This is a genomic window from Paraburkholderia sp. GAS33 (genome assembly GCF_050436645.1).
Taxonomy (GTDB): Bacteria; Pseudomonadota; Gammaproteobacteria; order Burkholderiales; family Burkholderiaceae; genus Paraburkholderia; species Paraburkholderia phenazinium_B.
The window spans coordinates 49,278-74,647 of the sequence record NZ_JBNDMP010000018.1 but is presented as its reverse complement, the minus strand read 5'-3'; the positions used below and the strand labels follow the sequence as shown (position 1 = coordinate 74,647).

General features: G+C 63.2%; 16 protein-coding genes. 10 read left to right on the top strand and 6 right to left on the bottom strand.

Features of this window, described 5'->3' with window-relative positions:
• Nucleotides 1–154 precede the first annotated feature (154 nt).
• A complete protein-coding gene (locus tag P3T24_RS35305; protein ID WP_429441406.1) occupies nt 155–1,438 on the bottom strand; it encodes an MFS transporter in 1,284 nt (427 codons plus the stop codon).
• Nucleotides 1,439–1,542: 104 nt separating this feature from the next.
• Here P3T24_RS35305 and P3T24_RS35300 point away from each other — a divergent pair, with 104 nt between their 5' ends.
• The gene (locus P3T24_RS35300; protein WP_429441404.1) at nt 1,543–2,442 is read left to right on the top strand and encodes a LysR substrate-binding domain-containing protein; all 900 of its coding nucleotides are present in this window, start codon (nt 1,543–1,545) and stop codon (nt 2,440–2,442) included.
• A 6-nt stretch (nt 2,443–2,448) separates the two neighbouring features.
• Here the strand turns inward: P3T24_RS35300 and P3T24_RS35295 are convergent, their stop codons facing one another.
• The 4 genes from P3T24_RS35295 to msrB form a co-directional block, all read right to left on the bottom strand.
• Nucleotides 2,449–3,387: a glycoside hydrolase family 6 protein gene (locus P3T24_RS35295; protein ID WP_429441403.1), complete on the bottom strand. Its 939-nt coding sequence runs from the start codon at nt 3,385–3,387 to the stop codon at nt 2,449–2,451.
• A gap of 190 nt (nt 3,388–3,577) precedes the next feature.
• Entirely contained in the window at nt 3,578–4,285 is a 708-nt protein-coding gene (msrA, locus tag P3T24_RS35290) for a peptide-methionine (S)-S-oxide reductase MsrA (RefSeq protein ID WP_429289303.1), read from the bottom strand.
• Nucleotides 4,286–4,389: 104 nt separating this feature from the next.
• Nucleotides 4,390–6,273, bottom strand: a complete 1,884-nt coding sequence (locus P3T24_RS35285; RefSeq protein WP_429405602.1) for a cytochrome c biogenesis protein DipZ — start codon at nt 6,271–6,273, stop codon at nt 4,390–4,392.
• Nucleotides 6,274–6,318: 45 nt separating this feature from the next.
• A complete protein-coding gene (msrB, locus tag P3T24_RS35280) occupies nt 6,319–6,831 on the bottom strand; it encodes a peptide-methionine (R)-S-oxide reductase MsrB (RefSeq protein ID WP_074266471.1) in 513 nt (170 codons plus the stop codon).
• A gap of 198 nt (nt 6,832–7,029) precedes the next feature.
• Here msrB and P3T24_RS35275 point away from each other — a divergent pair, with 198 nt between their 5' ends.
• Both P3T24_RS35275 and P3T24_RS35270 read left to right on the top strand, forming a co-directional pair.
• The gene (locus P3T24_RS35275; RefSeq protein WP_429405600.1) at nt 7,030–7,779 is read left to right on the top strand and encodes a response regulator transcription factor; all 750 of its coding nucleotides are present in this window, start codon (nt 7,030–7,032) and stop codon (nt 7,777–7,779) included.
• Nucleotides 7,776–9,257 carry an ATP-binding protein gene (locus P3T24_RS35270; protein ID WP_429405598.1) on the top strand — a complete coding sequence of 494 codons (1,482 nt, stop codon included), beginning with the start codon at nt 7,776–7,778 and terminating at the stop codon, nt 9,255–9,257. Before P3T24_RS35275 ends, P3T24_RS35270 begins: the two co-directional genes overlap by 4 nt.
• Nucleotides 9,258–9,271: 14 nt before the next feature.
• On the opposite strand, the gene alr is transcribed toward P3T24_RS35270, so the two are convergent.
• On the bottom strand, nt 9,272–10,339 hold the full coding sequence (alr, locus tag P3T24_RS35265; protein WP_429405597.1) for an alanine racemase: 1,068 nt from the start codon (nt 10,337–10,339) through the stop codon (nt 9,272–9,274).
• Nucleotides 10,340–10,582: 243 nt separating this feature from the next.
• Here alr and P3T24_RS35260 point away from each other — a divergent pair, with 243 nt between their 5' ends.
• The 7 genes from P3T24_RS35260 (at nt 10,583) to P3T24_RS35230 (ending at nt 25,364) form a co-directional block, all read left to right on the top strand.
• Entirely contained in the window at nt 10,583–11,701 is a 1,119-nt protein-coding gene (locus P3T24_RS35260) for a metallophosphoesterase family protein (protein WP_429405595.1), read from the top strand.
• Nucleotides 11,698–14,325, top strand: a complete 2,628-nt coding sequence (locus P3T24_RS35255) for an AAA family ATPase (RefSeq protein ID WP_429405593.1) — start codon at nt 11,698–11,700, stop codon at nt 14,323–14,325. Before P3T24_RS35260 ends, P3T24_RS35255 begins: the two co-directional genes overlap by 4 nt.
• Complete coding sequence (gene recC / locus P3T24_RS35250) at nt 14,322–17,966, top strand: exodeoxyribonuclease V subunit gamma (protein WP_429441401.1); 3,645 nt, start codon at nt 14,322–14,324, stop codon at nt 17,964–17,966. Before P3T24_RS35255 ends, recC begins: the two co-directional genes overlap by 4 nt.
• Nucleotides 17,963–21,871 carry an exodeoxyribonuclease V subunit beta gene (gene recB, locus P3T24_RS35245; RefSeq protein WP_429441400.1) on the top strand — a complete coding sequence of 1,303 codons (3,909 nt, stop codon included), beginning with the start codon at nt 17,963–17,965 and terminating at the stop codon, nt 21,869–21,871. The genes recC and recB overlap by 4 nt, the downstream gene beginning before the upstream one ends.
• Nucleotides 21,868–24,018 (top strand): exodeoxyribonuclease V subunit alpha, encoded by a 2,151-nt coding sequence (recD, locus tag P3T24_RS35240; protein ID WP_429405587.1) that lies wholly within the window; start codon nt 21,868–21,870, stop codon nt 24,016–24,018. Before recB ends, recD begins: the two co-directional genes overlap by 4 nt.
• Before the next feature lie 106 nt (nt 24,019–24,124).
• Complete coding sequence (locus P3T24_RS35235; RefSeq protein ID WP_074266462.1) at nt 24,125–24,835, top strand: response regulator transcription factor; 711 nt, start codon at nt 24,125–24,127, stop codon at nt 24,833–24,835.
• A gap of 154 nt (nt 24,836–24,989) precedes the next feature.
• A complete protein-coding gene (locus tag P3T24_RS35230) occupies nt 24,990–25,364 on the top strand; it encodes a transposase (protein ID WP_074266461.1) in 375 nt (124 codons plus the stop codon).
• The last annotated feature ends 6 nt before the right edge of the window (nt 25,365–25,370 follow it).

Below are 25,370 nucleotides of genomic sequence, written 5' to 3'. Positions count from 1 at the left end.
GATCACTCGAACGACAAGCGAAGAGTGTGGGGAAATGCTAGCACGGGTCCCACGATCTCTTCAGCCAAGTCGGCAATCAAACGTGATCAGTTCCGTTACAGATGAAATAGTGTGGCCTGGCTTACTTCCTTTTTCCCTCGTTCGGGACAGGAACCTAACGTTGTGCGGGTTGCGTCGGCGTGCGGTAGAGCCAGAGCGCGATAACGATCGCGAGCAACAACAGCGCGCTAGCCATTGCAACGACGCCGTGCCATCCACGCAGATTCCAGAACACCCCGCCGAGCGATCCGACCACGCTCGACCCCAGGTAGTACGCAAACAGATACAGCGACGATGCCTGTGCCTTGCTGACCTGCGCTCGCGCGCCGACCCACGCACTGGCAATCGAGTGCGTGCCAAAGAAACCGATCGTCAAAACGGTGATTCCGAGGATGATGAGCCAGAGCTGGTTTGACAGCGTCATGGCCGTTCCCGCGAGCATCAGTATCAGCGTGGCGGGCAACACAGTCCGCCTTCCGAGCTTGCCGGAGAGACTACCCACCCAGGCCGAGCTGACGATACCGAACAGATACACCGCGAAAATCAGGCCGATCTTCGTCTGGCTCAGCGAGAACGGAGCGGCAATCAGGCGATAGCCGACGTAGTTGTACACGGTGACGAAGCTGCCCATCAGCAGGAAGCCTTCGACGAACAGCAACGGCAGAACGCCATCGCGCAGGTGCGTGTCAAAGGCTCTCGCGAGAGGTGCAAGGCGGAGTTCCCGCTTCTCGAAGTGGCGTGACGGCGGCAAGAAGCGCCACAAGGTGGCGGCACTCAGTATGCCCAGCACGCCGATCACCAGCACCGCGGAACGCCATCCCCAGACATCGGTTATGACGCCGGTCAACAGACGGCCGGCCATGCCACCCAGGCCGGTCCCGCCGACATACAGCCCCATCGCATGACCGAGTGAACGCGGATGCATCTCCTCGCCGACATAAGCCATTGCGACCGCCGGCAGGCCGCTGAGCGCGACTCCCATCAGTGCGCGCATGACGAGGAAGGTCGGCCAGTGCGGCACCGCGGCGCAGACGACGGTGAGCACCGCCGAGAGCATCAGCGAGGCGACCATGATCGGCTTACGGCCCCATGCCTCCGACAGCGCGCCTGCCACGAGCATGGTGACCGCGAGCAGCCCGGTGGTCAGCGAAAGGGAGAGACTCGCGCCTGCAGCGCTGACATGAAAGTCTGCGGAGAAGAGCGGCATCAGCGGCTGCACGCAGTACAGCAGGGCGAAAGTCGCGAAGCCGGCTGCGAACAGGGCGAAATTGGTTTGCCAGAACGCCGGCGTGCCGTGCTCGATTTTGCCTGCCGTCCCGTGAGCGCGAGGCGCCTCGCCGGCGGCCAGCGTCGCGGCCATCGTGTTGGGCGTCAGCAGATTGACGTCGTGCTTTCCCATGATTCCAGTAGCTCCGTGTGCCATTTCCTTAAGACTGAATAATGACGCCGGCTCGTTCCATAGTCCAATATCGATTCAACTGGAATTGATACATAATCGATATCATGGATCTCCGCCGCATTCGCTATTTCATCGTGCTGTCCGAAGAGTTGCATTTCGGGCGGGCAGCGCAACGCCTGAACATCGCGCAGCCTCCGCTGAGCCAGCAGATCCGGGTGTTGGAGGACGAACTGGGCGCGCGCCTGTTTGACCGCAGCAACCGGCGCGTGGAATTGACGGCCGCCGGCAAGGCGCTGTTGCCCGAGGCGCGCGCACTCGTGGCGCAGGCGGAGCGCACGGGTGAGGTGGCGCGGCGGGCCCAGCTGGGCGAACTCGGTGAGCTGCGCGTCGGCTTTACCGGTTCGGCTGCCTTCGGCTCGGTCATCCCAAAGTTGATCTTCGAATTCCGCCGCCGCCTGCCGGAGGTGCACTTACGGCTTGAAGAACTGACCACTCAGCAGCAATTGACGGCGATGCTGGAGCGACGGCTGGAGGTGGCATTTGTGCGCGGTATGACATCGCCGGATTTGCCGTCGTCGCTGCAAGTCACGCGTCTTTTCGAGGATGCGCTCGTGGTCGTATTGCCTGCGCAGCATCCGCTCGTCGCGCGAGAGAGTGCGCTTTCCATCGAAGCCCTGAAGGACGAGGGCTTCGTGATGTATCCGCGCGAGCGTGGCACAGGGGTGTACGACCAGATCATCGCGTTGTGTCAGCAAGCGGGGTTCGCGCCGCGGCTTGCCCAAGAGGCACGGGAGTCGGCCACCATCGTGGCGTTGGTGGCGGCCGGGCTCGGGGTGGCGATCGTGCCGGCCTCTCTGAGCAGCATCAATGTGGACGGCGTGGCATACCGGCCGCTACGTGGGAAAGCCGCGCGCTCCGCCATGTGGATGGTGCTGCGCGCCGGCAAGCTGTCGCCGCAGGAGGCGTTGTTCATGACGCTGGCGCGGGAGTTGGGGAAGCGGTAGGGCTTGTCAGTTTCCCTCAATCAACCGCACTGCCAGATCGGGGCTGAATACCCCCGCTTTCAAAGTCGGTCCAACGCCGCAAGGCCCGTCGGAATCGCCAGGGTTCTTGATCCAGGCAAGCAGGATCTGACCTGTTGCGTCGCCGGTCGGCTCGCCCAGTTTCGCGCCGGCCGGATTGCACCACTGGCCATTTGAACCGTTGCCGTTGCGACTGGTGTCGATCACAACTGGCTTCGTATAGCCGAATCTGCTCCCCAGAACGCCATTCACTGCGTTCGCATACGCGATCGATTCCTGAGTCGGGTAGAAATTCGACACGTTCAATGCAAACCCCTTCGCCTCGCCGATGCCTGCATCGTGCAGACGGTTCGCCATGACATCCGCGGCAGTCCAGTGAGCATTGCCGGCGTCAAGGTAGATGTCGGCTGCCGGTGCGTTGAGTCGCAAGCGCGATACCGCATAGCTCAGCAGGTTCAGCCGGGCGTCCTGTGCGTCGGTCGTCTTCAGGCAGTCGAACTGCGCCAAAGAATCCGGTTCGACGACAACGACCGCCTGGTTCTTGCCTATGCCTTGCGAGAACGCGTCGATCCATGCGCGATAGGCGTCGGCATCCGCGGCTCCGCCCGCAGACGCGCCGCCGCAGTCGCGGTTGGGAATGTTATAGGCGACGAGGATTGGCACCTGATGTGCCGCGTCGGCGGCAGCCACGAACTGACTTACTGCCGCATGAACGTCCTTGTTCCAGCTACCGAACCATTGGGCGGTAGGCACGTGTGTGATCGACTCGGTGATTTTTGCCGCGCGCGGATCGTCCGCATGATTGCGAGCCCATACGGCCGGCTGGGAGTTGGGATCGACGTAGAACGAACCGGCGGCCCACGTCTGTCCCATGACGAACAGGGTGGCCAACGCCATACCAAGGACTTGCGCGAAGCGTTTTTTCATTTTTAATCGCAGAGAGGTGGCAGCGGGCGGCGACCGCCGCGGACAGCGAACCGCACCAGAACTCTGAATCCTACCAACTCCGCAGGTTCCCGCGTGCCCGCGCAGCAAGTTGGACACCTCATTGCGAGGAGGTGTCCAACTTGCGCAAGCACAGGATCATCTTCCTGAGGATACAGCGTAACGTGCCCTTCTATGACGAAGCAACCTTCAGCAGCACCGGATCGTTGCGATAGAGATCCGGGAACATCTTCTTCAGATCGGTGACCTTGGGCAAATCGTTGATGGCGATATACGGGTAGTCGGGATGCAGCACGAGGAAGTTCTGGTGATAGTTTTCCGCAGGGTAAAAGCCCTTGAAGTTCTCCACGCGCGTGACCACCGGCTGCGAAAACACATGCGCCTTGTCGAGTTGCGCTATATATGCCTGCGCGACGATACGTTGCTCCGGATTGACCGGAAACACGGCGGAACGATACTGCGTGCCGTGGTCTGGGCCCTGGTAATCCAGTTCGGTCGGGTTATGTGCAACCGAGAAGAAAATCTGCAGCAGCCGGCCGTAGGTAATCTGCGTCGGGTCGTAGGTGATCTGCACTGATTCAGCGTGACCGGTGTCGCCGCCGCTAACGGTTTCGTATTGCGCGGTGCTGGCCGCGCCGCCGCTATAGCCTGCCGCGACCTGTTTCACCCCGCGCACATGTTCGAACACCCCTTGCACACCCCAGAAGCAGCCGCCTGCGAACACCGCGGTTTCGCTATGGGTCGCGGTGACTTTCTCGTCCTGCGCGGGCGGCGGGACCTGGGTTGCCGCTTCCGCGGAGTTTGCTACGCGCTGCACGGCGACTGCGCCGAGGACGAGCGCTGCAACGCCTGCCAGCTTCGCGAACGATGCACGCTTCACTAACGGAGATGACGAAGCTACTTTGTCTGAAATTTTGCTCACGATGATCACCTGTTAAGTCTTAAGTGTTGAGTACTGCAAACGTATCGACATCGCGCCCGGCATCAGCCGAACGTAAATGAATAAGCTTCGACGCCCGGGTCCAGAAACTCGATCGAGAAGGTGTGATCCTTGACGTCGCCGGTCTGCCGCACCAGTTGATAGAGCCGCTGCTCCGTCACCGTGCCTGTGCCGTCGGCCGTCACGTCACTGCCGTGTGCTGCGCCCGGCGCGGCGCCGTCGATGCTGACGCGGAACCGCACAGGCTTGCCGTCTTTGTCCGGACCGAGCACCAGATGCAGATCGCGCGCATGGAAGCGGTAGACGATGCCACCGGACGCTGCGGCGAGCGTCGCGTGCTCTTCACCGACCCGCCACTTGCCATCGAGACCCCACTCGTTGAGCGAGAGCTGTGTGGGGGCCGCGTACGTATGCGACCTGTCTTCTGCTTCGCCGCCAGGCGAAGCGAAGTTCTCGGCACGCGAGTAACCGATATACGTTTCCGGTGACTTCATATCCGAGTTGTCGGCCGCTGCTTCCACGCCCATGACGCTGGTGCTGGTCAAACCCGTCGGGACGCTGGTCGCGTTCGCGTGCCCTGCTTCAGCCAGTAACTGCTGGATGACCTTCTCCGACTCCGCATAGTCGCCTTCGCCGAAGTGGTGATAGCGGATGCGTCCTTGTGAATCGACAAAGTAATGCGCCGGCCAGTATTCGTTGTTCAGCGAGCGCCAGATGGCGTAGTTGTTGTCGATCGCTACCGGATAGTCGATACCGAGGTCATGCGTGGCTTTCTTCACGTTGTCGATATTGCGTTCGAAGGCGAATTCCGGGGCGTGCACACCGATCACGACGAGCCCTTGATCCTTGTACTTTTCGGCCCATGCTTTGACATATGGCAGCGAGCGCAGGCAGTTGATGCACGAGTACGTCCAGAAGTCGACCAGTACGACCTTGCCGCGCAGGCTCTGGGCAGTCAGAGGGGGCGAGTTGAGCCACTGGACCGCGCCGTTGAGCGACGGCAACTGGCCTTCGACAGGCAACGGCGGTGCGTTTTCGCTAACGGGTTGTGCTGCGCGCAGCATGCCGCCGGATGACGCCGCCATCATGCTGCCCGACGTCGCGACCATCGCGTTGCCTGTGGTGACCACGTCGTTGTCGGAAGAGGCAGCTATCGTGCCCGAAGCAGCGAGGGGGTTGGCCGCCGCCATCGCCGTCGTCGTGCGGGGCGCAAGCCGGTCGACCAGCTTCTGTTCAATACCGCCGGTCGCCACCGTGGACACGCGGGTCAGCACGCCCGTGTCGAGACCCAGCGCAATCGCAACCACGCCGCACAGCATCGCCGCGCCGATCCCACGACGGACCCATTCTCCTGCGCCCAGCGAGCGCTTCATCGCCGTAAACACGCGTCCGCCGATCAGCAGCGCCACCGCCAGCGAGGTAGCCGCGCCGGCCGCATAGGCAACCAGCAGCAGCGTAGTACCGACGCTCGCACCACGCAGCGCCGCACCCGTCAGCACCAGACCGAGAATCGGACCCGCGCACGGTGCCCACAGCAGTCCCGTTGCAATGCCGAGCAGAAACGACGATCCCGCCCGCACCTGCTGGCCATCGGCCTGGGCAAAGTTCGACAGGCGGTTGCCGGCGCTCACCAGCGGGCGCATCAGATGATCCGCAAAACGCGGAAACAGGAGGGTCAAGCCGAACACGCCGAGCAGCGCAATCGCGACCCAGCGGCCGTACTGGTTGGCCTGGGTCACCCAGCCGCCGCCGACCGCGGCAAGCGTCGCCACCAGAGCGAACGTGAGCGCCATGCCGGCGAGCAGCGGCAGGCCGCTGCGCACGAATGGCTGATCGGCGCGCGCGAAGACGAACGGCAGCACCGGCAGGATGCACGGGCTGAGAATCGTCAGGGCGCCGCCGAGGTAGGCAAGAACGATGAGCAACATGACTGGTCCAGAAAGGTTATTGGCCTATGTTTGGTCCACTGGGGTTCAGGTGGCGGCCGGCGTAAATTCCATGGCGAGGCCGTTCATGCAATAACGCAGGCCGGTGGGCTTCGGGCCGTCGTCGAAGACGTGGCCCAGATGCCCGCCGCAGCGCCGGCAGTGCACTTCTGTGCGCGACATGCCAAACGAGCTGTCCTCGCGCTTGTCCACGGCGTGATCGAGCGGCGCCCAGAAGCTCGGCCAGCCGGTATGGCTGTCGAATTTCGTATGCGACGAGAACAGGTCGAGCTTGCATCCGGCACAGGAGAACACGCCGGTGCGATGTTCTTCGTTCAACGGGCTGGAGTAGGGGCGCTCCGTGCCTTCCTCGCGCAGCACCTTGTACTGTGCCGGGGTCAGCAATTTGCCCCATTCGACGTCCGTGTGGGTCACTTCGAAGGCCTTGGCCGGCGTGCCGGTATCGGTCGGCGCCGCGGCCAGCTTCGGCAAACGGCTGACGGCGGCCAGCGCCGCCACGGCTACGCCGCCCGAGAACAGAAAACGTCTGCGACTTTGCATGAGATGCTCCTTGGTGCCAGTCTGAGGATAGTGGCGCCATACTAGGACGGAGGCGGTGTCGAAGTCCTCACAGAAAGTTAAATTAAATGTGATAACTCGCCGGCTGGAAATTTTGCACAATGGGGGCAACGCGGCGTTCCTGCGCTGCTATGACCGAACACCCCTCCAACCACCGCCTGACAGGCGTTTGAAGCCCCTATGGATCATCCGAAGCGCGTACTGATCGTCGAGGACGACGTCGACATTGCCAACGTTTTGAGCCTGCATCTGCGCGACGAACGCTATGAAGTCGTGCATAGCGCGGACGGTAACGAGGGCCTGCGGCTGCTCGAGCAGGGCGGCTGGGATGCCTTGATTCTGGACCTGATGCTGCCCGGCGTCGACGGCCTGGAAATCTGCCGGCGGGCCCGCGCGATGACGCGCTACACGCCGATCATCATCACCAGCGCGCGTTCGAGCGAAGTGCACCGGATTCTTGGCCTGGAACTGGGCGCCGACGACTACCTCGCCAAGCCGTTCTCCGTGCTCGAACTGGTGGCGCGGGTGAAGGCGCTGCTGCGGCGCGTCGATGCAATGGCGAAAGACTCGCGGATCGACGCCGGTACATTGCAGACCGCGGGTTTGACGATCGATCCGCTGACGCGCGAAGCAGCCGTCGATGGCCGCCGTATCGAGCTGACGCCGCGCGAATTCGACCTGCTGTACTTCTTCGCCCAGCATCCGGGCAAGGTGTTTTCGCGGATGGATCTGCTGAACGCCGTCTGGGGTTATCAGCACGAGGGGTATGAGCATACGGTCAACACGCACATCAACCGGCTGCGCGCGAAGATCGAAGCCGATCCGGCGCAGCCTTCGCGCATCCTGACCGTCTGGGGGCACGGCTACAAGCTCGTGGCGCCTTCTGAAGGGGCTTCTTCCCAAGACTCCAAGCAGAAGGATGCATCGTGAACCTGACGCTTACCCAGCGGCTCCTGATCGTCTTCTCGGTGCTGTTGCTCGCCTGTTCGGGCGCGTCCGCGTGGCTGCAGATTCGCTCCAGCGACCTGCACGAGAAGGAAGTCGTGCAGGGCCTCTCGCGCGACCTTGCCGCACACATTGCCGGCAGCGCGACACTGATGGATGCCAATGGCCTGCGACCCGACGCCGTGCGGCAACTGTTCGGCCAGTTAATGGCAGTCAATCCGAGCGTCGAGGTCTATCTGCTCGACAACGAGGGGCGCATCAAGGGCGATGATGCCCCCGCCGGACGCGTCAAGCGCCAGCAGATCGACCTCGCGCCGATCCGACGCTTCATTGCCGGCGATGCGTTGCCGATCCTCGGTGACGACCCGCGCAGTCTCGACGGGGGCAAGGTGTTCAGCGCCGCGCCATTGCAAACGGCCGGGCAGCCGCCTTCGGGCTACATCTACGTCGTGCTGCAGGGCGAGGCGCACGACCAGCTCGCGGCGCGCGTGGCCGCAAGCTCGGTTTTGCGGACGACGCTGTGGTCGATGGCCCTGGTGGCGCTGCTATGCCTCGTGGCAGGTTTGATGGCATTTGGCTTCATCACACGGCCGTTGCGGCGTTTGACCGAGGCGATGCGCCAGTTCGATGCCAACGGTGAGCCGGATACGCAGCCGAAGGTGCCGCGCTCATCGTCGGCGGGGCGGCGTGATGAAATCGCCGTACTGGAGGCCACTTTCACGCAGATGGCCGATCGCATCGGCGAACAGTGGCGCGCACTGACGCGGCAGGATCAGCAGCGGCGCGAACTGCTCGCCAACATTTCGCATGATCTGCGCACGCCGCTGACTTCGCTGCACGGCTACCTCGAAACGCTATCGCTCAAGGCGGATACGCTGAGCGACGTGGAACGCAAGCGCTATCTGGGGATCGCGCTGGCGCAGAGCGTCAAGGTGGGGCGGCTTGCGCAGGCACTGTTTGAACTGGCGCGGCTCGAGCACGGCAATGTGCAGCCGGCGCTGGAGGATTTTTCGCTGGTCGATCTGGTGCAGGACGTGTTCCAGAAATTCGAATTGCCGGCCGAGGCTCGGCGTATCCAGTTGCGGGCCAACATTCCGCCGCGCTTGCCGACGGTTAGTGCCGATCTGGGGATGATCGAGCGTGTGCTGACCAATCTGCTCGATAACGCGATTCGCCACACGCCGGCAGAAGGGGCGATTGATGTCGAGCTCGCGTATCGCGATGGCAAGGTGCAGGTGATGGTCAGCGATACCGGTCCGGGTATTCCGGCCGAGATGCGCGAAGGACTATTCGAGCGGCCGTTCAGCGCGGGTGGGGCGCATCGCGGCGGGGGCTTTGGGCTGCTGATTGTTCAACGCATGCTGCAATTGCATCACAGCCGGATTCGTCTGGTTGAGCGCGATGGTGGCACCGGGACGACGTTTTCTTTCGAGTTGCCGATCAGCGCCGCAGTGCATGCCTAGAGTGCCTGGGGCGCTCAATCTACTTCAACGGGCACCCTGCGCGCCAAGGCACACATCAGTTCATACCCAATCGTGCCCGACGCCTCGGCCACATCGTCGATCTTCACCTGATCGCCCCATAGCTCGACTTGCGACCCGACATGTGCGTCCGGGCAGGGCGTGAGATCCACGGTCAGCATGTCCATCGACACGCGGCCCACCACGCGTGTCAGCGTGCCGTCCACGGCGATTGGTGTTCCTGTCGGTGCGTGCCGCGGATAGCCATCCGCGTAGCCGCAGGCCACCACGCCGATCCGCATTTCCTCGTTGGCCGCAAACTTTCGGCCATAGCCGACGGTCTCCTGCACAGACAGCGTTTGCGTGCCGATGATTTGACTCGTCAAGCTCATCGACGCGCGCAGCGAGGTGTCCGCGATATCGCGCGACACGCCCGACGGCGAGCCACCGTAAAGAACGATACCCGGCCTGACCCAGTCCCGATGGGCGCCCGGATGCCACAGAGCCGCCGCCGAATTGGCAAGGCTGCGCTCGCCGGGAATCCCGGCGGTGGCGGCATCGAACCGCTCCACCTGCCAGTCGATATCGTCATTGTCCGCGCTGGCGAAGTGGCTCATCAGCGTGATGTTGCCAATCGATTCCGCTGCACGCGCCCGTTCCCAGGCGGCCCGGTAGACGTCCGGTCTGAATCCCAGGCGGTTCATGCCGGAGTTCATCTTCAGGTTGATATTGACAGGCTGCGTCACCTTGGCGGCGCGTAGCAGTTCGAGCTGCTCCGTGCAGTGCACCGAGACGCTCAGGCGCTGCTCGTCCGCAACGGCGACGTCGCCCGGCGTGAAGATGCCTTCGAGCAGCAGAACCGGCTTCGTCCAGCCCAGCTCGCGCACGCGGACCGCCTCGTCGAGGTCGAGCAGTGCAATACCGTCGGCATCGGCCAGGCCCGAATAGATACGTTCGATTCCATGCCCATAGGCGTTTGCCTTGACGACGGCCCAAACCCGCGAGCCAGGGGTCTTTTGCCGGATCAGTTGAAGATTGTGTCGGACGGCATCCGGATGAATGCGGGCAACAATCGGGCGGGGCATCGAAGTCCTCTGCGGAAATAGGGGTTAGGAGTCAGCGGCATGCACTGGGTTTTTGATCTCCACCCAGTTTCGGGCACTAGCATAGATCGACGTTTTCAGGTTTTGTTACTGTATTTCTGTCGAATTTCAGTATAAAAAATGCCCGCGAAAATGACCTGGGCGGCTCCGTTTCGAGCCGCGGTCACGGTAACATCCATGATCCATGACGCACGCAGCTACGCTCATCCATAGAATGGGAACTTCATGATCAGATTTCTGCACACCGCGGACTGGCAGATCGGCACCCAATTCGGCCAGTTCGACGCCGAGGAAGCCGCGCATCTTGCTGAAGCGCGTTTCGAAACGGTGCGCCGGATCGCCAGTGAGGCCGCCACGCGCCGCGTCGATGCGGTGCTGGTGGCCGGCGACGTATTCGATCAGCAGACTGTCTCCGATACCGTCATCCGGCGCCTGTTCGGCGCGCTCGCAGGCTTTACCGGCGCGTGGATCATGCTGCCCGGCAATCACGATGCGGCGCTGGTCGAAAGTGTCTGGACGCGTGCGCAGCGTTTGAACTGCATCCCGGCGAATGTGCATGTCGTGCTGACACCGGGCGTCGTCCAGTTCGACGCGCTGAAGTGCGCGTTCCTCTGCGCGCCGCTTACGCAGCGCATCACCTACGACGACACCACGGCGTTTTTTGACCAGACGTCGACGCCGCCCGACTATTTCCGCGTTGCCCTGGCTCACGGCAGCGTGAGCGGCATCCTGCAGGAAGGAATCGATTCGACCAATCCCATCGAGCCGACCCGCGCCGAGACCGCGCGCCTCGACTATCTCGCGCTGGGCGACTGGCACGGCCACTTCCAGGTGAACGCTCGCACCTGGTACGCCGGCACGCATGAGCAGGACCGCTTCCGCGCCAACGATCCGGGCTTCATGCTCGATGTCACGCTCGACGAGCCAGGCGCGCTGCCGTCGGTGCAGGCGGTGCCTGTGGGCAAATATCGCTGGCTGCGTTGGGAAGAGGAGATCGTGGTGCCGAGCGATGTGGACGCGTTGAAAGCGCGTCTGCAGGCGCTCGGTGCGACGGACGTGCTCAAGCTGGACGTGCGCGGTACAACGGATCTCGCTTCCGCCGAAGCCGTGCGTCTTGCTGTGGACGAAGCCCGCGCACGAGTGCGTGCACTACGCGTGGAGATGAGCGAACTGCAAGTGCAGCCCACTGAGGACGACCTCGCCGCGCTCGGTGCGCAAAGCGGCTACCTTGGCAAAGTGGTCGCGCGTCTACGCGATCTGCAGGCCGACCCGCAGCAGGCGAAACTCGCGGCGGAAGCGCTATTGCTGCTTGCCCAGTTTCAGCGTGAAGCGAGGCCTGCATGAAGCTAGAAAGCATCGCGATCCAGGAATTCAAGCAGTTCAGCGGACGTCTGTTCATCGGCGATCTGCAGCCGGGTTTGAATCTTTTTATCGGACCGAACGAGGCGGGCAAGAGCACGATCGCCGAAGCGGTGCGCACGGTGTTTCTCGAACGCTACAAAGCCTCGCATCTGAAAGACCTGTTGCCTTGGGGAAAGGCGAGTGGGCAGCCGTCGGTGGAAGTCAGTTTCACGCTTGATGGCGTCGCCTGCATGCTCGCCAAACAGTTCGTCACGCGGCAGCGCTGCGATCTGCGGATCGGTCAGCAGGTGTTCGGCGAGGATGAAGCCGAGGACCGGCTGGCGGCGCTGCTTGGTTTCTCGCGTGCGACGCGTGGTGCGATGAAGGCCGATCAGGCCGGTGTGCCGGGGTTGCTGTGGGTACAGCAAGGCGAAACGCATGACGTGCGCGATGCGAGCGGCCACGCGGCACTCTATTTGCGTGATGCGCTTACGCAGCTTTCGGGCGGTAACAGCTCGGCCGGCGAAGATGTGTTGATCGGCGCGGTGCAACGCGAGTTGCGGCAACTGCTCACCGCGCGCACGCAACGCTCGACGGGTCCGCTTGCTGAAGCTGAGCAGGCTTTGGCTACGCTCGCGGGCGAACGCGACACGCTCGATGCGCAACGTCGTCAGTTCGACGAGAACCTCACGCGTCTCGCGACGCAGCAGGAAGCGTTCGAGGATGCGCAACGCAAGCGGCCTTGGGAAGTTCACGAACAAAAGGCAGCGCAAGCGCAGGCGCGTGCCGCCGCGCTGGCCGAACTCGAGCGTAGCGTACAGGGGCTGGCGCAAACGCTACACGTCAGTGAAGTCGAGTTGGCCATGTCGTTGCAGCAGGAGCAAAGCGCGGCGGAACTGGAAGCGACGCTTGCCAACGATCGGCAGCAACTCGAACGTTCGAAGGCGGCGGTGCTGACAGCCGATGCTGAGCACGCTCAAGCAAGCGCTGGAGTGGCGCGTTGCCAGCAGATTAGTGATGCTGCAGCCCGCGCGCTCGAACTCGCGAATGCCGCTGTGATGGCGCAGGAATTGAACAATCAGATCACGCTGCACAAGGACGAGATCGCGCGGCTTGAAACTTCGATCGCTGCTGCGGAGGCTGCGCAGACCGCGGTGCTCGACGCGACGCGCAGCGCAGCCTCGCTCGAAATCGATGTGGCCCAATTGCAGCGGCTGCAAGCGCTTGAATCGCGCATCAGTGTGCTGCGGGCGCGCAAGGAAGCTGCGATGACGCGCATCGACTATCGGTTGAGCGGCGGGGCGATCGTGGTGGGCGGCGAAACGCTCACAGGCGAAGGCGTATTGCGGCTCGACGATGAGCAGACTATTGAGCTGCCGGGCGTCGGCGAGTTGCGCATTGTGCCCGGCGTATCGGATCTCGCAGCGCTGCGTACGGAACTGTCCGATGCCGAAGCGCAGCAAGCGGAGTTGTTGCGAGCCTTGGGCGTAGCTTCACTCAGCGATGCGCAGACGCGGCATGAGCAATGGAAAGCACAGGTGGCGCATCTGCAGAGCCAGCAAAAGATTCTCGCGGTGCATGCACCGAAGGGCATCGAGCCGCTGCGTGCTTCGTTAGCAAGCGCACTGGCGCGTCACCAAACAGCTGACAAACGTCTTGCCGAATTGCCCGATGTCGCGGGTGCTCCAGGCGTCGACGAAGCGCGTCGCACTTCAGATGAGGCACGCCAGGCGATCGAGTCCGCGACGCGGACTTTGGCTCAAACCAGCGAGCGGCGTTCGACCGCACTCGCGTCGAGCGGCTCGCTTGCCGAACAGGTCCAACGCAAGGAAGCACAGTTGCAGGACGAAGCGTTTCGCGCACGTCGCTCGCAATGGCAGGCAAAAATCGTCGAACAGCGCGCACGTGTGGACGCTTTAACGAAGCAGCGCGACGAACGCAATCAGGAACTCGGCGCCGCGCGCACCGACGATCCGGCTGCGGAGGTGAAGCGCTATCGCGCGTCGGCGGAACTCGCACGCACCGAGCAGCAGGAGCGGCAAGTGCGGATCGCCGAACTGCGCAGCCAGTTGGAAACCATGGGTGCTTCCGGGCTCGGCGAGCGGCTCGCCGCTGTGCACGCCTCGATTGAGCAGATGGAGCGCCGCAAAGCCGAACTCAGTCTGCGCGCTGGCGCGTTGAGCCTGCTCGACAAGGTGCTGGTCGAAGAACGCGATGCGGCGGTGGCTCAATTGCGCGCGCCGTTGACGGAACGGCTCGGGCATTATCTGAAGCGTCTGTTCCCGCAGTCGGCGCTCGAACTTGGCGACGACCTGAGCCCCATCGCGTTGCAGCGAGACGGCCGCATCGACACACTCGATGCCCTCAGCTTCGGTACTCGCGAACAGATGGGGATCCTCGCGCGCCTAGCCTACGCAGACTTGCTGAAGGCCTCCGGACGTCCCACGCTGCTGATGCTCGACGACGCCGCAGTGCACACCGACGGCACACGCCGCGACGCATTGAAGCGCGCCCTGCTCGACGCAGCGACGCGCCATCAGATTTTGTTGTTCACCTGTCATCCGGAGCTATGGGACGACCTCGGCGTCAAACAACGCGCTATTGATGACCTGAGGGTCGCCGCATGAGCTCGATTCCCGCAGGGCTTATGCTGGTCCACGGTAATCAGCCGGAACGCCTGCGCGATCTGATGGTGCAATGGATTCGCCAGCATCCGCTGAGGCCGCTGGAAAAGGAGGTCATCCTCGTCCAGAGCAACGGCATTGCTCAATGGCTAAAACTCGCTCTGGCCGCCGATCCTGAAGACGGTGGTTGCGGTATTTCGGCAGCGCTCGATATGTCGCTGCCGGCGAGCTTCCTGTGGCAGGTGTATCGCGCGGTACTTGGCGAAGACTCGGTGCCGGCCATCTCGCCGTTCGACAAATCGCGCCTCGTATGGCGGCTCACGCGTCTGCTGCCCGAGTTGCTCGAATCGCCAGAGTACGCGCCGCTCAAACGCTTCATGTCCCGCGATGATGACCAGCGCAAACGCTTCCAGCTTGCGCAGCGGGTGGCGGATCTGTTCGATCAGTATCAGGTGTACCGCGCGGACTGGCTCGCGGCATGGGCCGCGGGCAAGGACGTGCAGATCGACGCGCGCAACAACAGCACACCGCTGCCGGACGAATACCGCTGGCAGGCGGCGCTATGGCGCTCGCTGCTGGAGGACGTTGAGGCGCATGCACCGGATGGCATCGACATGGCGACGGTTGGACGCGCCGCGGTGCACGAAGAATTCATGCGGCGTGCCGCCGCCATGCCTGACGACGAACGTCCGGCTGATTTGCCACGGCGGGTGATCATTTTCGGCATTTCGAGTTTGCCGAGGCAGGCGGTGGAAGTGCTCGCCGCGCTCTCGCGCTGGACCCAGGTGCTGATGTGCGTGCATAACCCTTGTGCGCATTATTGGGCCGACATCGTCGCCGACAAGGATTTGCTGCGGGCGGAGCGCTCGCGCCAGCAGCGCCGCCAGGGTGCGCCTGTCGCAATGGACGATGCGCAGTTGCACCTGCACGCGCAACCGTTGCTGGCGGCGTGGGGGAAACAGGGCCGCGACTTTATCGGTCTGCTCGATGAGTACGACAGCGCGGAGGAACGCGCACGCTACGCATCGCAGTTCACTGGTATCGGGCAGCGGATCGACCTGTTCGAAAGCGAAGACGCGTTGACCATGCTGCAGCAGCTGCAAGACGACATTCGCGATCTGCGGCCAATACGGGAAACGCGTGATCTCTGGGACGAGGTGGACCCGCACACGGACCACTCGATCCGCTTCCACGTCGCGCACAGCGCGCAGCGCGAAGTGGAGATCCTGCACGACCAGTTGCTAGCCGCGTTCGCCGCAGATTCGACTTTGCGTCCCCGCGACGTGATCGTGATGGTGCCGGATATCGAAGTCTATACGCCGCATATCCAGGCCGTGTTCGGTCTGCTCGACAAGGAAGACCCGCGCAACATCCCATTTAGCGTGGCGGACCGCGGACAGCGCGATTTCGATCCGCTGATCGGCGCGCTCGAAACGCTGCTGGCGCTGCCGCAATCGCGCCTGACGGTCAGCGATGTGCTCGATCTGCTCGAAGTGCCCGCGCTGCGCGCGCGCTTCGGCATCAGTACGGACGATCTTCCGAAGCTGCGGACGTGGGTCAGCGGGGCCAATATCCGTTGGGGGCTGCACGCTGAACAGCGCGCGAGTTTGGGCTTACCGCAGGCCGGCGCCGACAACGCGCCGAACAGCTGGGCCTTCGGTCTGCGCCGGATGCTGCTCGGCTACGCCGCGGGCGACAAAGCCGGCGCGTGGCGCGAGATCGAACCGTATGCGGAAATCGGCGGACTGGATGCAGCGTTGCTGGGGCCGCTGACGCGCCTCGTCGATGCGCTCGACCACACCTGGAAGACGCTACGCGAGCCCGCTACGGTGGAGGAATGGTGCAACCGTCTGCGTTGGCTCAAGACCACTTTCTTCGCCACCGACGATAGCGAGGACGCCTACACACTGGAACGCCTCGACGCCGCACTCGAAGCCTGGCGCGATGCGTGCGACGAGGCGGCGCTTACGGGCGAGCTGCCGCTTTCGATTGTCGGCGACTACTGGTTGTCCCAGTTCGAAGGCGGTGGCCTGACGCAGCGCTTCTTTGCTGGCGCCGTTACCTTCGCAACGCTGATGCCGATGCGCGCGATTCCGTTTCGCGTCGTCTGTCTGCTCGGCATGAACGACGGCGACTATCCGCGTAACCGGATGCCGCTCGACTTCGACCTGATGCGCCGCAACTACCGGCCTGGCGACCGCTCGCGTCGTGAGGACGATCGTTATCTGTTTCTGGAGGCGCTGCTGTCGGCACGCGAGCATCTGCATGTGTCGTGGGTGGGGCGCAGTGTCAACGACAACACGCCGCGTCCGCCGTCGGTGCTGGTCGGTCAGTTGCGCGATCATCTGAAAGCGGGCTGGCGTCTCGAAGGCGCAGCGGATGATGATGCGGATGCGCTCCTCAAGGCGCTTACAGTGGATCACAAGCTGCAACCGTTCAGCGCGGATTATTTCCCGGTGCAGCCGAAGGCGTCGGGGTTGTTCACGTATGCACGGGAATGGAGCCGGGCTGTGCCGCGGTCTGGCTTTGGCACAGCTGCAGATGATGCGCCGCTACCGCCGCTGGAGCGGACCGAGCCGTTATCGGTGCGCGAGCTGGCGGACTTCCTCAAGGATCCGGTCAAGAGCTTCTTCCGGCAGCGTTTGCGCGTCGCTTTCGAAGCCGAAGATGCGGCCAGCGAGAATCACGAGCCGTTTGAAGTCAATCAGCTTGAAGCGTGGCAATTGCAGAATGAACTGATTCGCGCACAGGCTGCAGCGTTGGAGCGCGGTGACGAGGATGTGTTGCCGGCGGCGATGGCCCGCCTCGAGCGCATGCATCGCAGCGGCGATCTGGCGGCAGGCGGTTTCGGCGAGGTTATCGCCGGTGAGTTGATGGAACCGATGGCCGATCTGTTCGAGCGCTTTCGGGCGGAACTGCAGCGCTGGCCCGATCTTCTGGACGAGCAGTTTGAACTGCGCGTGGAGGGCGGCCCGGGTTTGGGCACGCTGACGATCGAAGACTGGGTCGGCGAATTGCGGGCCGGTCCCAACCATACCCGTGGCCGGGTGTTTCTCGAACCGGGCACGCTGATCAAGGACCGCAAGTATCGCGGCGACCGGCTTATCGCCTATTGGGTGGGGCACCTGGCCGCGCAGCTTGCTGCAGGCGCGGTCACGACCGTAATCGTCAGCAAGGTAGGGAGCGTGGAGTTCACACCGCTCGCGGAGGACGTGGCGCGCGCGCATCTGCTGACCTTGCTGCGAGCCTGGGACGAAGGCACACGCAAACCGCTGCCGCTCGCCGTTAGAACGGCGTTTGCGTGGCTTAGAAAGCGGCCTGGTGCGCTTGATTTCGCCGATGCCGAGAGTCGCGCGGGCGCGGGTGGCGAGCATGACTTTAATGGTGGCGGTGAGACGCTCGCTGCGCAGCTCAACGAAGCGCGCGAAGCCGCCCGTCTCACTTACGATGGCGTGGGTCGCCAGGCAGGCGAGCGGCAGACCAACGCGTATCTCTCCCGTGCCTACCCGGATTTCGACGCGCTCGCTGAAAGCGGCGAGTTCGAGACACTTGCCGTCGCACTGTTGTTGCCGCTGCATCGCGCGATTCCGGTCTCGGTGTCGAAACCGAAAAATGCATCGTCACAAACGGGAGACGCGCAATGAATACTCCCCTGACAACGCACCAGTCCGAGGGAACCGCGGTAGAACTAAAGCCGCTCGAATTTCCACTGCAGGGCAGCAGCCTGATCGAAGCGAGCGCCGGTACTGGCAAGACCTTCACGATCGCCATGCTGTACGTCCGGCTCGTGCTCGGTCATCGTGGAGCGGATAGCGAAGCACGACCACTGACGCCGCCCGAAATCCTGGTCGTGACGTTTACCGATGCGGCCACCAAGGAGTTGCGGGATCGCATCCGCGCGCGGCTGATCGAGGCCGCCGCCTATTTCCGCGCGTCGCCGGAGGAGGTCGAGCCGCTCCCCTCCGGCAAGGACCTGTTGCACGACTTGCGCGACAGCTACGACGTCGAGCAGTGGGCCGCCTGCGCGCACCGCCTGCAGCTCGCCGCCGAATGGATGGACGAGGCCGCGGTCTCCACGATTCACGGCTGGTGCAACCGGATGTTGAGCGAGCATGCGTTCGACAGCGACAGCCTGTTTTCGCAGACGCTCGAAACCGACCAGAGCGAGTTGCGCGCTGAAGTCGTGCGCGATTATTGGCGCACCTTCCTTGCGTCGCTTGATGTGCAGTCGGCGGCGGAAGTTCGCCAATGGTTCGCGAGCCCGGCGAAGCTGCAGCAGGCGATTCGCGGTCTGCTAGGCCATGCCGATCTGCTGGAAGAGGCCCCGCCGCCGCTCGAAGCGCTGCAGGAGGCGCGCAAAAAGCAGCGCGAACATGTCGACCATCTGAAGACGAACTGGGGAAAGTGGTGCGACGAACTCCAGACGCTGTTCGACGACGCGCGGGCGAAGAAGCAGTTCAAGGCGACGAGCCTGAACGCGCCGAACTGCAAGAAGTGGCTCGACAAGCTTCGCGACTGGGCCAACACGCCCGACATGCAGCGGCCCGATTTCGAGGCTACCGCCGCAGTGTGGACGCGGTTTACGCGGGCTGGCGTCGCTGAAATCTGGCTCATCGGCGAGCCACCGGCGCATCCTGCCTTCGTCGCGATGGAGACGCTGCGCGACGCGTTGGCCGCACAGCCCACTGCGCAACGCGCATTGCTGCGGCACTCGGCCCGCTGGATTGCGCAGCGCTTCACGGAAGAGGAAGCGCGCCGTTCGCAGATGGGCTTCGACGATCTGCTCACGCGTCTTAACGAAGCCTTGCACAAGCCGAACGGCAAACGCTTGGCTGAGATCATCCGTCAGCAATACCCGGTCGCGCTGATCGACGAGTTCCAGGACACGGACCCGGTGCAATACCGGATTTTCGATGCCGTCTACCGCATTGAGGAGAACGATCCGGACACGGCAATCGTTTTGATTGGCGATCCGAAGCAAGCGATTTACGCGTTCCGTGGTGCGGATATTTACACGTACCTTGAAGCGCGTCGTGCCTGCGCTGGACGGTTGTTCACGCTGAAGAAAAACTTCCGCTCGACGCAGGGAATGGTGGACGCCGTCAATCGCTGTTTCGAGGCGGCCGAAGAGCGGCAGAGCGGCGAGGGGGCATTCCTGTTCCGCAGCGCCGAGGGGGGAGCCAATCCGCTTCCGTTTATTGCCGCCGACGCAGCAGGCCGTAAAGACTCGCTGCAGGTCCAGGGTATGGAGGTGCCTGCGCTGAGTGCGTGGTGGCTGCCCTCCGTCGACGAAGGCAAGCCGCTCAGCAAGGAAGCATATCTGCGCGAGATGGCCGCCAGTTGCGCGACTGAGATGGTGCGCCTTCTCAACCTGGGGCAAGCCGGCAACGCGGCCTTCGAAGGCGCTAGTGGCAATACGCCGCTGCAGCCGGGCCATATGGCGGTGCTGGTTAACAACGGCACGGAAGCGCGTGCGATCCGCGCTGCGCTGGCTGAACGCGGCGTGCGTAGCGTCTACCTGTCCGATCGGGATTCGGTGTTTCAGACGGGGGAAGCACAGGAATTGCATCACTGGCTCGCGGCGTGTGCGGACCCCGATGACGGGCGTCTGGTGCGCACGGCGCTGGCGACCGCGACGCTCGGACTCGATTGGGCCGCGCTTGATACGTTCAACCGCGACGAACTTGCGTGGGAGAAGTGCGTGCTGCGGTTCCGCGACTACCGCGACTGCTGGCGCGACAAAGGCGTGCTGCCGATGCTGCGCCGTCTGCTCAACGATTTCCACGTGCCGCAGCGGCTGCTCGGACAGACGGCAGGCGCGGCAGTCAACGGCGAACGCGTGCTGACTAACCTGCTGCATCTGGCCGAGCTGCTGCAACAGGCCAGTGCGCAGCTTGACGGCGAGCACGCGCTGATTCGCTATCTGGACGAACAGTGCGCGGATGAGGGCGCCAATGCGGGCGGCGATGCACGGCAACTGCGTCTCGAGAGCGATGCGGGTCTGGTGCAGGTGGTGACGGTACACAAGTCAAAGGGGCTGGAGTATCCGTTGGTATTCCTGCCGTTTGCGTGCACCTACCGCCCGGTCAATGCAGACGATATGCCGCTCAAATGGCATGACGAAGCGGGCAAGTTGCACATCACGCTGGGTGACGTCGACGTGTTGCCGCGAGCGGACCGCGAGCGGCTCGGCGAAGACCTGCGCAAGCTTTATGTGGCGTTGACGCGGGCGCGCTATGCGACGTGGGTGGGGATTGCGCCGATCCAGAGCGTCGAGTTGAGCGCGTTCGGCTATCTGCTCGGTGGTGGCAAGCCGATTGCCGGCACTGAACTAGGCGCGCTGCTGGAGCAATTGCGAGGTGCGTGTGGCGATATCAGTATTGCCGAGGCGCCGCCGCCGACCGGCGAACCGTTCGTGCCGCTCGGCACACAGCAGTTGCGCGGTGAAGCTCGCATGCTGACGCGGCCCGTGCGCGAATCGTGGTGGATCGCCAGTTATTCGAGTCTGCGCAAGGACAATGGTGTGATCGGCGGTACGGGTGCTCATGTAGTTTCCGTGCCGGTAAGCGCGACCGACGACGCGGCGACAGACGATTCACGCTTGGCCCCTGAAACGCGCAGTGAAGATGTTTTCCACGAGTTGCTTGAAGCAGAAACGCTCGAAGACGACGAGGTTGCGTCAACAGCGCCGCCGCGGCACGTGCAACCGGCAGCGCCCGCCGCGGCCGCGACCGCGCTCGCGTTGCCGGCCGATGAGACCTTGCACGGCTTTCTGCGTGGCGCGGACGCAGGCAGTTTCCTGCATGACCTGATGGAGTGGGCGGCCAACGAAGGCTTCGCGAAGCTCGCCGCCCACCCGCAAACGGTGCGCGATACCGTGGCGCGCCGCTGCAATCTGCGTGGCTGGCCGCGCTGGATCGAACCGTTGACGGATTGGCTGCTGTACCTGCTGCGCACGCCGCTCGCACTGCCGCCAGTAGAAGGCGAGACGGTGCAGCCAGTCGTGCTGGCGAATCTTGACCCCGCGTCATACATGGCCGAAATGGAGTTCTGGCTCGCGGCGCACACCGTCGATACACAAGTGCTCGATCAACTCGTGTGCGACCTGACACTCGATGGCGAAGCGCGGCCCGCGCTCGAACCCGCCCGCCTGAACGGTATGCTCAAGGGCTTTATCGATCTGGTGTTCGAACACGAAGGTCGCTATTACGTCGCGGACTACAAGTCGAACTGGCTCGGACCGGATGACGCGGCGTACACGCCGGCGAGGATGCGCGCGCAGATCCTGCATTCACGCTATGAACTGCAGTACGTGCTGTATCTGTTCGCACTGCATCGTTTGTTAAAAGTGCGTCTGCCGGATTACGACTACGACCGCGACGTGGGTGGTGCGGTGTATCTGTTTTTGCGGGGCGGTCGTGCGCCCGGTCAGGGCTTGCATGTCGAGCGGCCGCCGCGCGAGTTGATCGAAGAACTGGATGCGCTGTTTGCGCATCGTCGCTCCGCGGGCGAAGATGTCGATGAGTATGCGTTGAAGGAAATCGAATGACGCCCCGTTCCAACGACACCGTAGCCATCACTGACGCCAAGGGCGACACGCGCCGCATGCTCGCCGTGCTGGACCAGTGGGTCGAGCGCGGCTGGTTGCGCGCGCTCGATGCCGGCTTCGCGCGCTTCCTGTGGACGGAGGAACCGCAGACGCCGCCGCTGCTGATGCTGGCGGCCGCGCTCGCGAGTCATCAGTTGGGGCGTGGCCACGTGTGCCTCGACCTGCAGGCGACACTGGACGATCCGACCTTCGCGCTTTCGTTGCCGCCCGATGGACCACAGGCGCTCACCACAGTGGAACCGCCGCAGGCGCCGGCGGAAGTCCTGGCAGGCGTGAATCTCGCGCGCTGGCTGGGAGCGCTCGATCAGCCAGCGCTGGTCGGCGCCGATGCCGGCAATACGCCGCTCGTGCTCGTCGGTACGCGGCTGTATCTGCGTCGCTACTGGCAATACGAGCAGGATGTGCGCGCTGGCATCGAGCGTCGGCTCGCGGCGTCGGCGCAGATGGAAGCGTCGCTGCAGGCCGGTTCTGCGCGCACCGCGCTGGACGCGTTGTTTCCACCGCGCGCCGCCAACGTGACGGGCGCGGACTGGCAGAAGCTCGCTTGCGCACTGGCAGCGCGCAGCGCGTTCAGCATCATTACCGGCGGCCCAGGCACCGGCAAGACGACTACCGTGGTCAGACTGCTTGCGTTGCTGCAGACGCTTGCACTCGACGGCATAGCGAATCCGCTGCGTCCCGCGCGACCGTTGCGGATTCGTCTCGCAGCGCCGACCGGTAAAGCCGCGGCGCGTCTGAACGAGTCGATTGCAGGCGCGGTCGAGCAACTGCCCGTCGACGCGCTGCCGAACGGCGCGGCTGTGCGCGAGGCGATCCCGACCGTAGTGACGACGCTGCATCGCGTGCTCGGCACGCGTCCCGACAGCCGGCGTTTTCGTCACGACGCGAGCAATCCATTGCCGGTTGACGTGCTGGTGATCGACGAAGCCTCCATGGTCGATCTCGAGATGATGGCGGCCGTGCTCGACGCATTGCCCGCATCGGCACGGCTGATTCTGCTGGGCGATAAAGATCAGTTGGCGTCGGTCGAAGCCGGGGCCGTGCTCGGGGAACTGTGTCAGCGTGCGGGCGAAGGGCATTACACGCCGGCCACGCGCGACTGGTTGCTCGCCGCAACCGGCGAGCGCATCGAGGGCGCCATGCTGGACGAACAGGGCACGGCGCTCGATCAGTCGATCGCGATGTTGCGGCACAGTCATCGGTTTTCCGCACAGAGCGGGATCGGCCAGCTCGCTACGCTCGTCAATGCGGGTGACGCTGCGGCTGTCGCCAGGATCTGGACACACGGTCACGCGGATCTCGCGTTGCTGGTTTGCTCGGCTACTGACGATGCGTCCTTTAAGGCACTTGTTATAGATGGATACGGCGGCGCTAGCGATGCATCGGCGTCAGCGCAGTTGTTCGGCGCCAATGGCGAGCTGGGCCGGCCACGCTATGGCTATCGGCATTATCTGGAGACGATGCGCACCCAGCAGCCTGACCGCTACGACGCGCCCGAAGCATTTGACATTTGGGCGCGCGCGGTGCTGAAGGCGCACGGCGAATTCCAGCTTTTGTGCGCGTTGCGCCGCGGACCGTGGGGTGTCGAAGGACTCAACAAGCGCATTGCGCGGCTGCTGCAGGAAGACGGGCTGATTGCGATGCGCGGCGAGTGGTATCCGGGACGGCCGGTGCTCGTAACCCGTAACGATTACGAGTTGGGGCTGATGAATGGCGACATCGGCATCACGCTGGAGCTTCCGGGCACGACGGATGAGAACCCGGTGTTGCGAGTGGCCTTTCCGGCGGCCGACGGCACAGGCGGCATCAAGTGGGTTTTGCCTAGCCGTTTGCAGGCAGTGGAAACAGTGCTCGCGCTCACCGTACACAAATCGCAGGGCTCGGAATTCATGCATGCCGCATTGGTGTTGCCCGATACGTTTAGTCCGATTCTGTCGCGCGAACTCGTCTACACAGGCATCACCCGGGCGCGGGCGTTTCTGACTCTGGCGATCCCGCAAGGTAAGCCCGTGCTCGAACAGGCGGTGTGCGCGAAGGTGCAGCGGGCGAGCGGGTTGATGGCGGGGTTTGAGCGCGAAACGCAGTAGTCGGACTAATGGATGCGTCACCAGGGTTCAGGCTTATCAGCGACTTTTGTCCCACCGGGCTACAATAATTTCGCGCCCATGTTGCATGTCACTTCAAGAGGCGAGCATGAGAATCGCGGTACTCGATGACGACCCCGCCCAAACCGCTTTCGTGCATGAAACGATGTCAGCGGCGGGCCATGTCTGCCATACCTTTTCCGAAGGTCGCGCACTCGTCCAGCAGTTGCACCGTCAGACCTTCGATCTCCTGATCCTCGACTGGATCGTGCCGGACCTGTCCGGCGAAGAAGTATTGCGCTGGGTGCGCTCGACGCTAGCCGAGCGCGTGCCAGTGATTTTCATGACCTCGCGCGGCCGCGAAAGCGACATCGTTGCAATGTTAAATGCCGGCGCGGACGACTACGTCGTCAAACCGGTCGCCGCGAGTGTGCTGCTAGCGCGGGTCGGCTCGCTGCTACGGCGCACCTATCAGCTCAACGCGGCTGCCGTCAAAGCGACCTTTGGCGATTTCGAATTCGACCTGAACGCTAAACAGGTACACGTGAAGCAACAATTGGTGAATCTCACGCAGAAGGAATTCGAACTCGCATTGTTGCTGTTCCAGCATTTGAACCGCCCGTTGTCGCGGGCGCATATCGTCGATATGGTCTGGAAGCAGACCGTCGACATTCCCACGCGCACCATGGACACCCATGTGTCGATGTTGCGCTCGAAACTGGGCCTGCGCCCGGAAAATGGCTACCGCCTCACGCCGATCTACGGTTATGGCTACCGGCTCGAACAGATCGGCGATGAAGTGATCGACACGCGCGACTAGCAGTCCCACGGCGAGTCCTACAGATCGATCTAACAAGATTTGACTTTCTTCGACCGGCGCATCAGTTAAGCTGAATGCAAGGCATCGGAAGGGCGGCCGGATAGTCGTCCTGCGGATGCCACCCTCAGTCGCGTCGTTAGCGTTCCTCACTTGTATGAATACACTCGAGTCGACCCAATCGCATTCGCCGCTACCGTTCGCGCTTTCGGTCTACGATCTGACCGACGCGCAGTGGGAACGTATCGTGCCGCTGCTGCCCGAGCTTAACCAGAGCGTTGTGCGCAGAGGGCGTCCGTGCGTGAATCTGCGTGGCGTGGTCAACAGCGTTCTGTGGGTGTTGCGTACCGGCAAACCATGGAACGCCATGCCGCAGAACTACCCTCCCTATCAGACCTCGCACCGGTACTACTTACGCTGGCGTGAGGCGGGTGTGTTGTCGGACATCGCGCTCGAGTTGTTTCATACCGACGCGGTGCTAGCCCGTTACGTCTCCCGCAAGCGCGAGCAGCACGAAAACAAAGCTGCCTGATTTCGA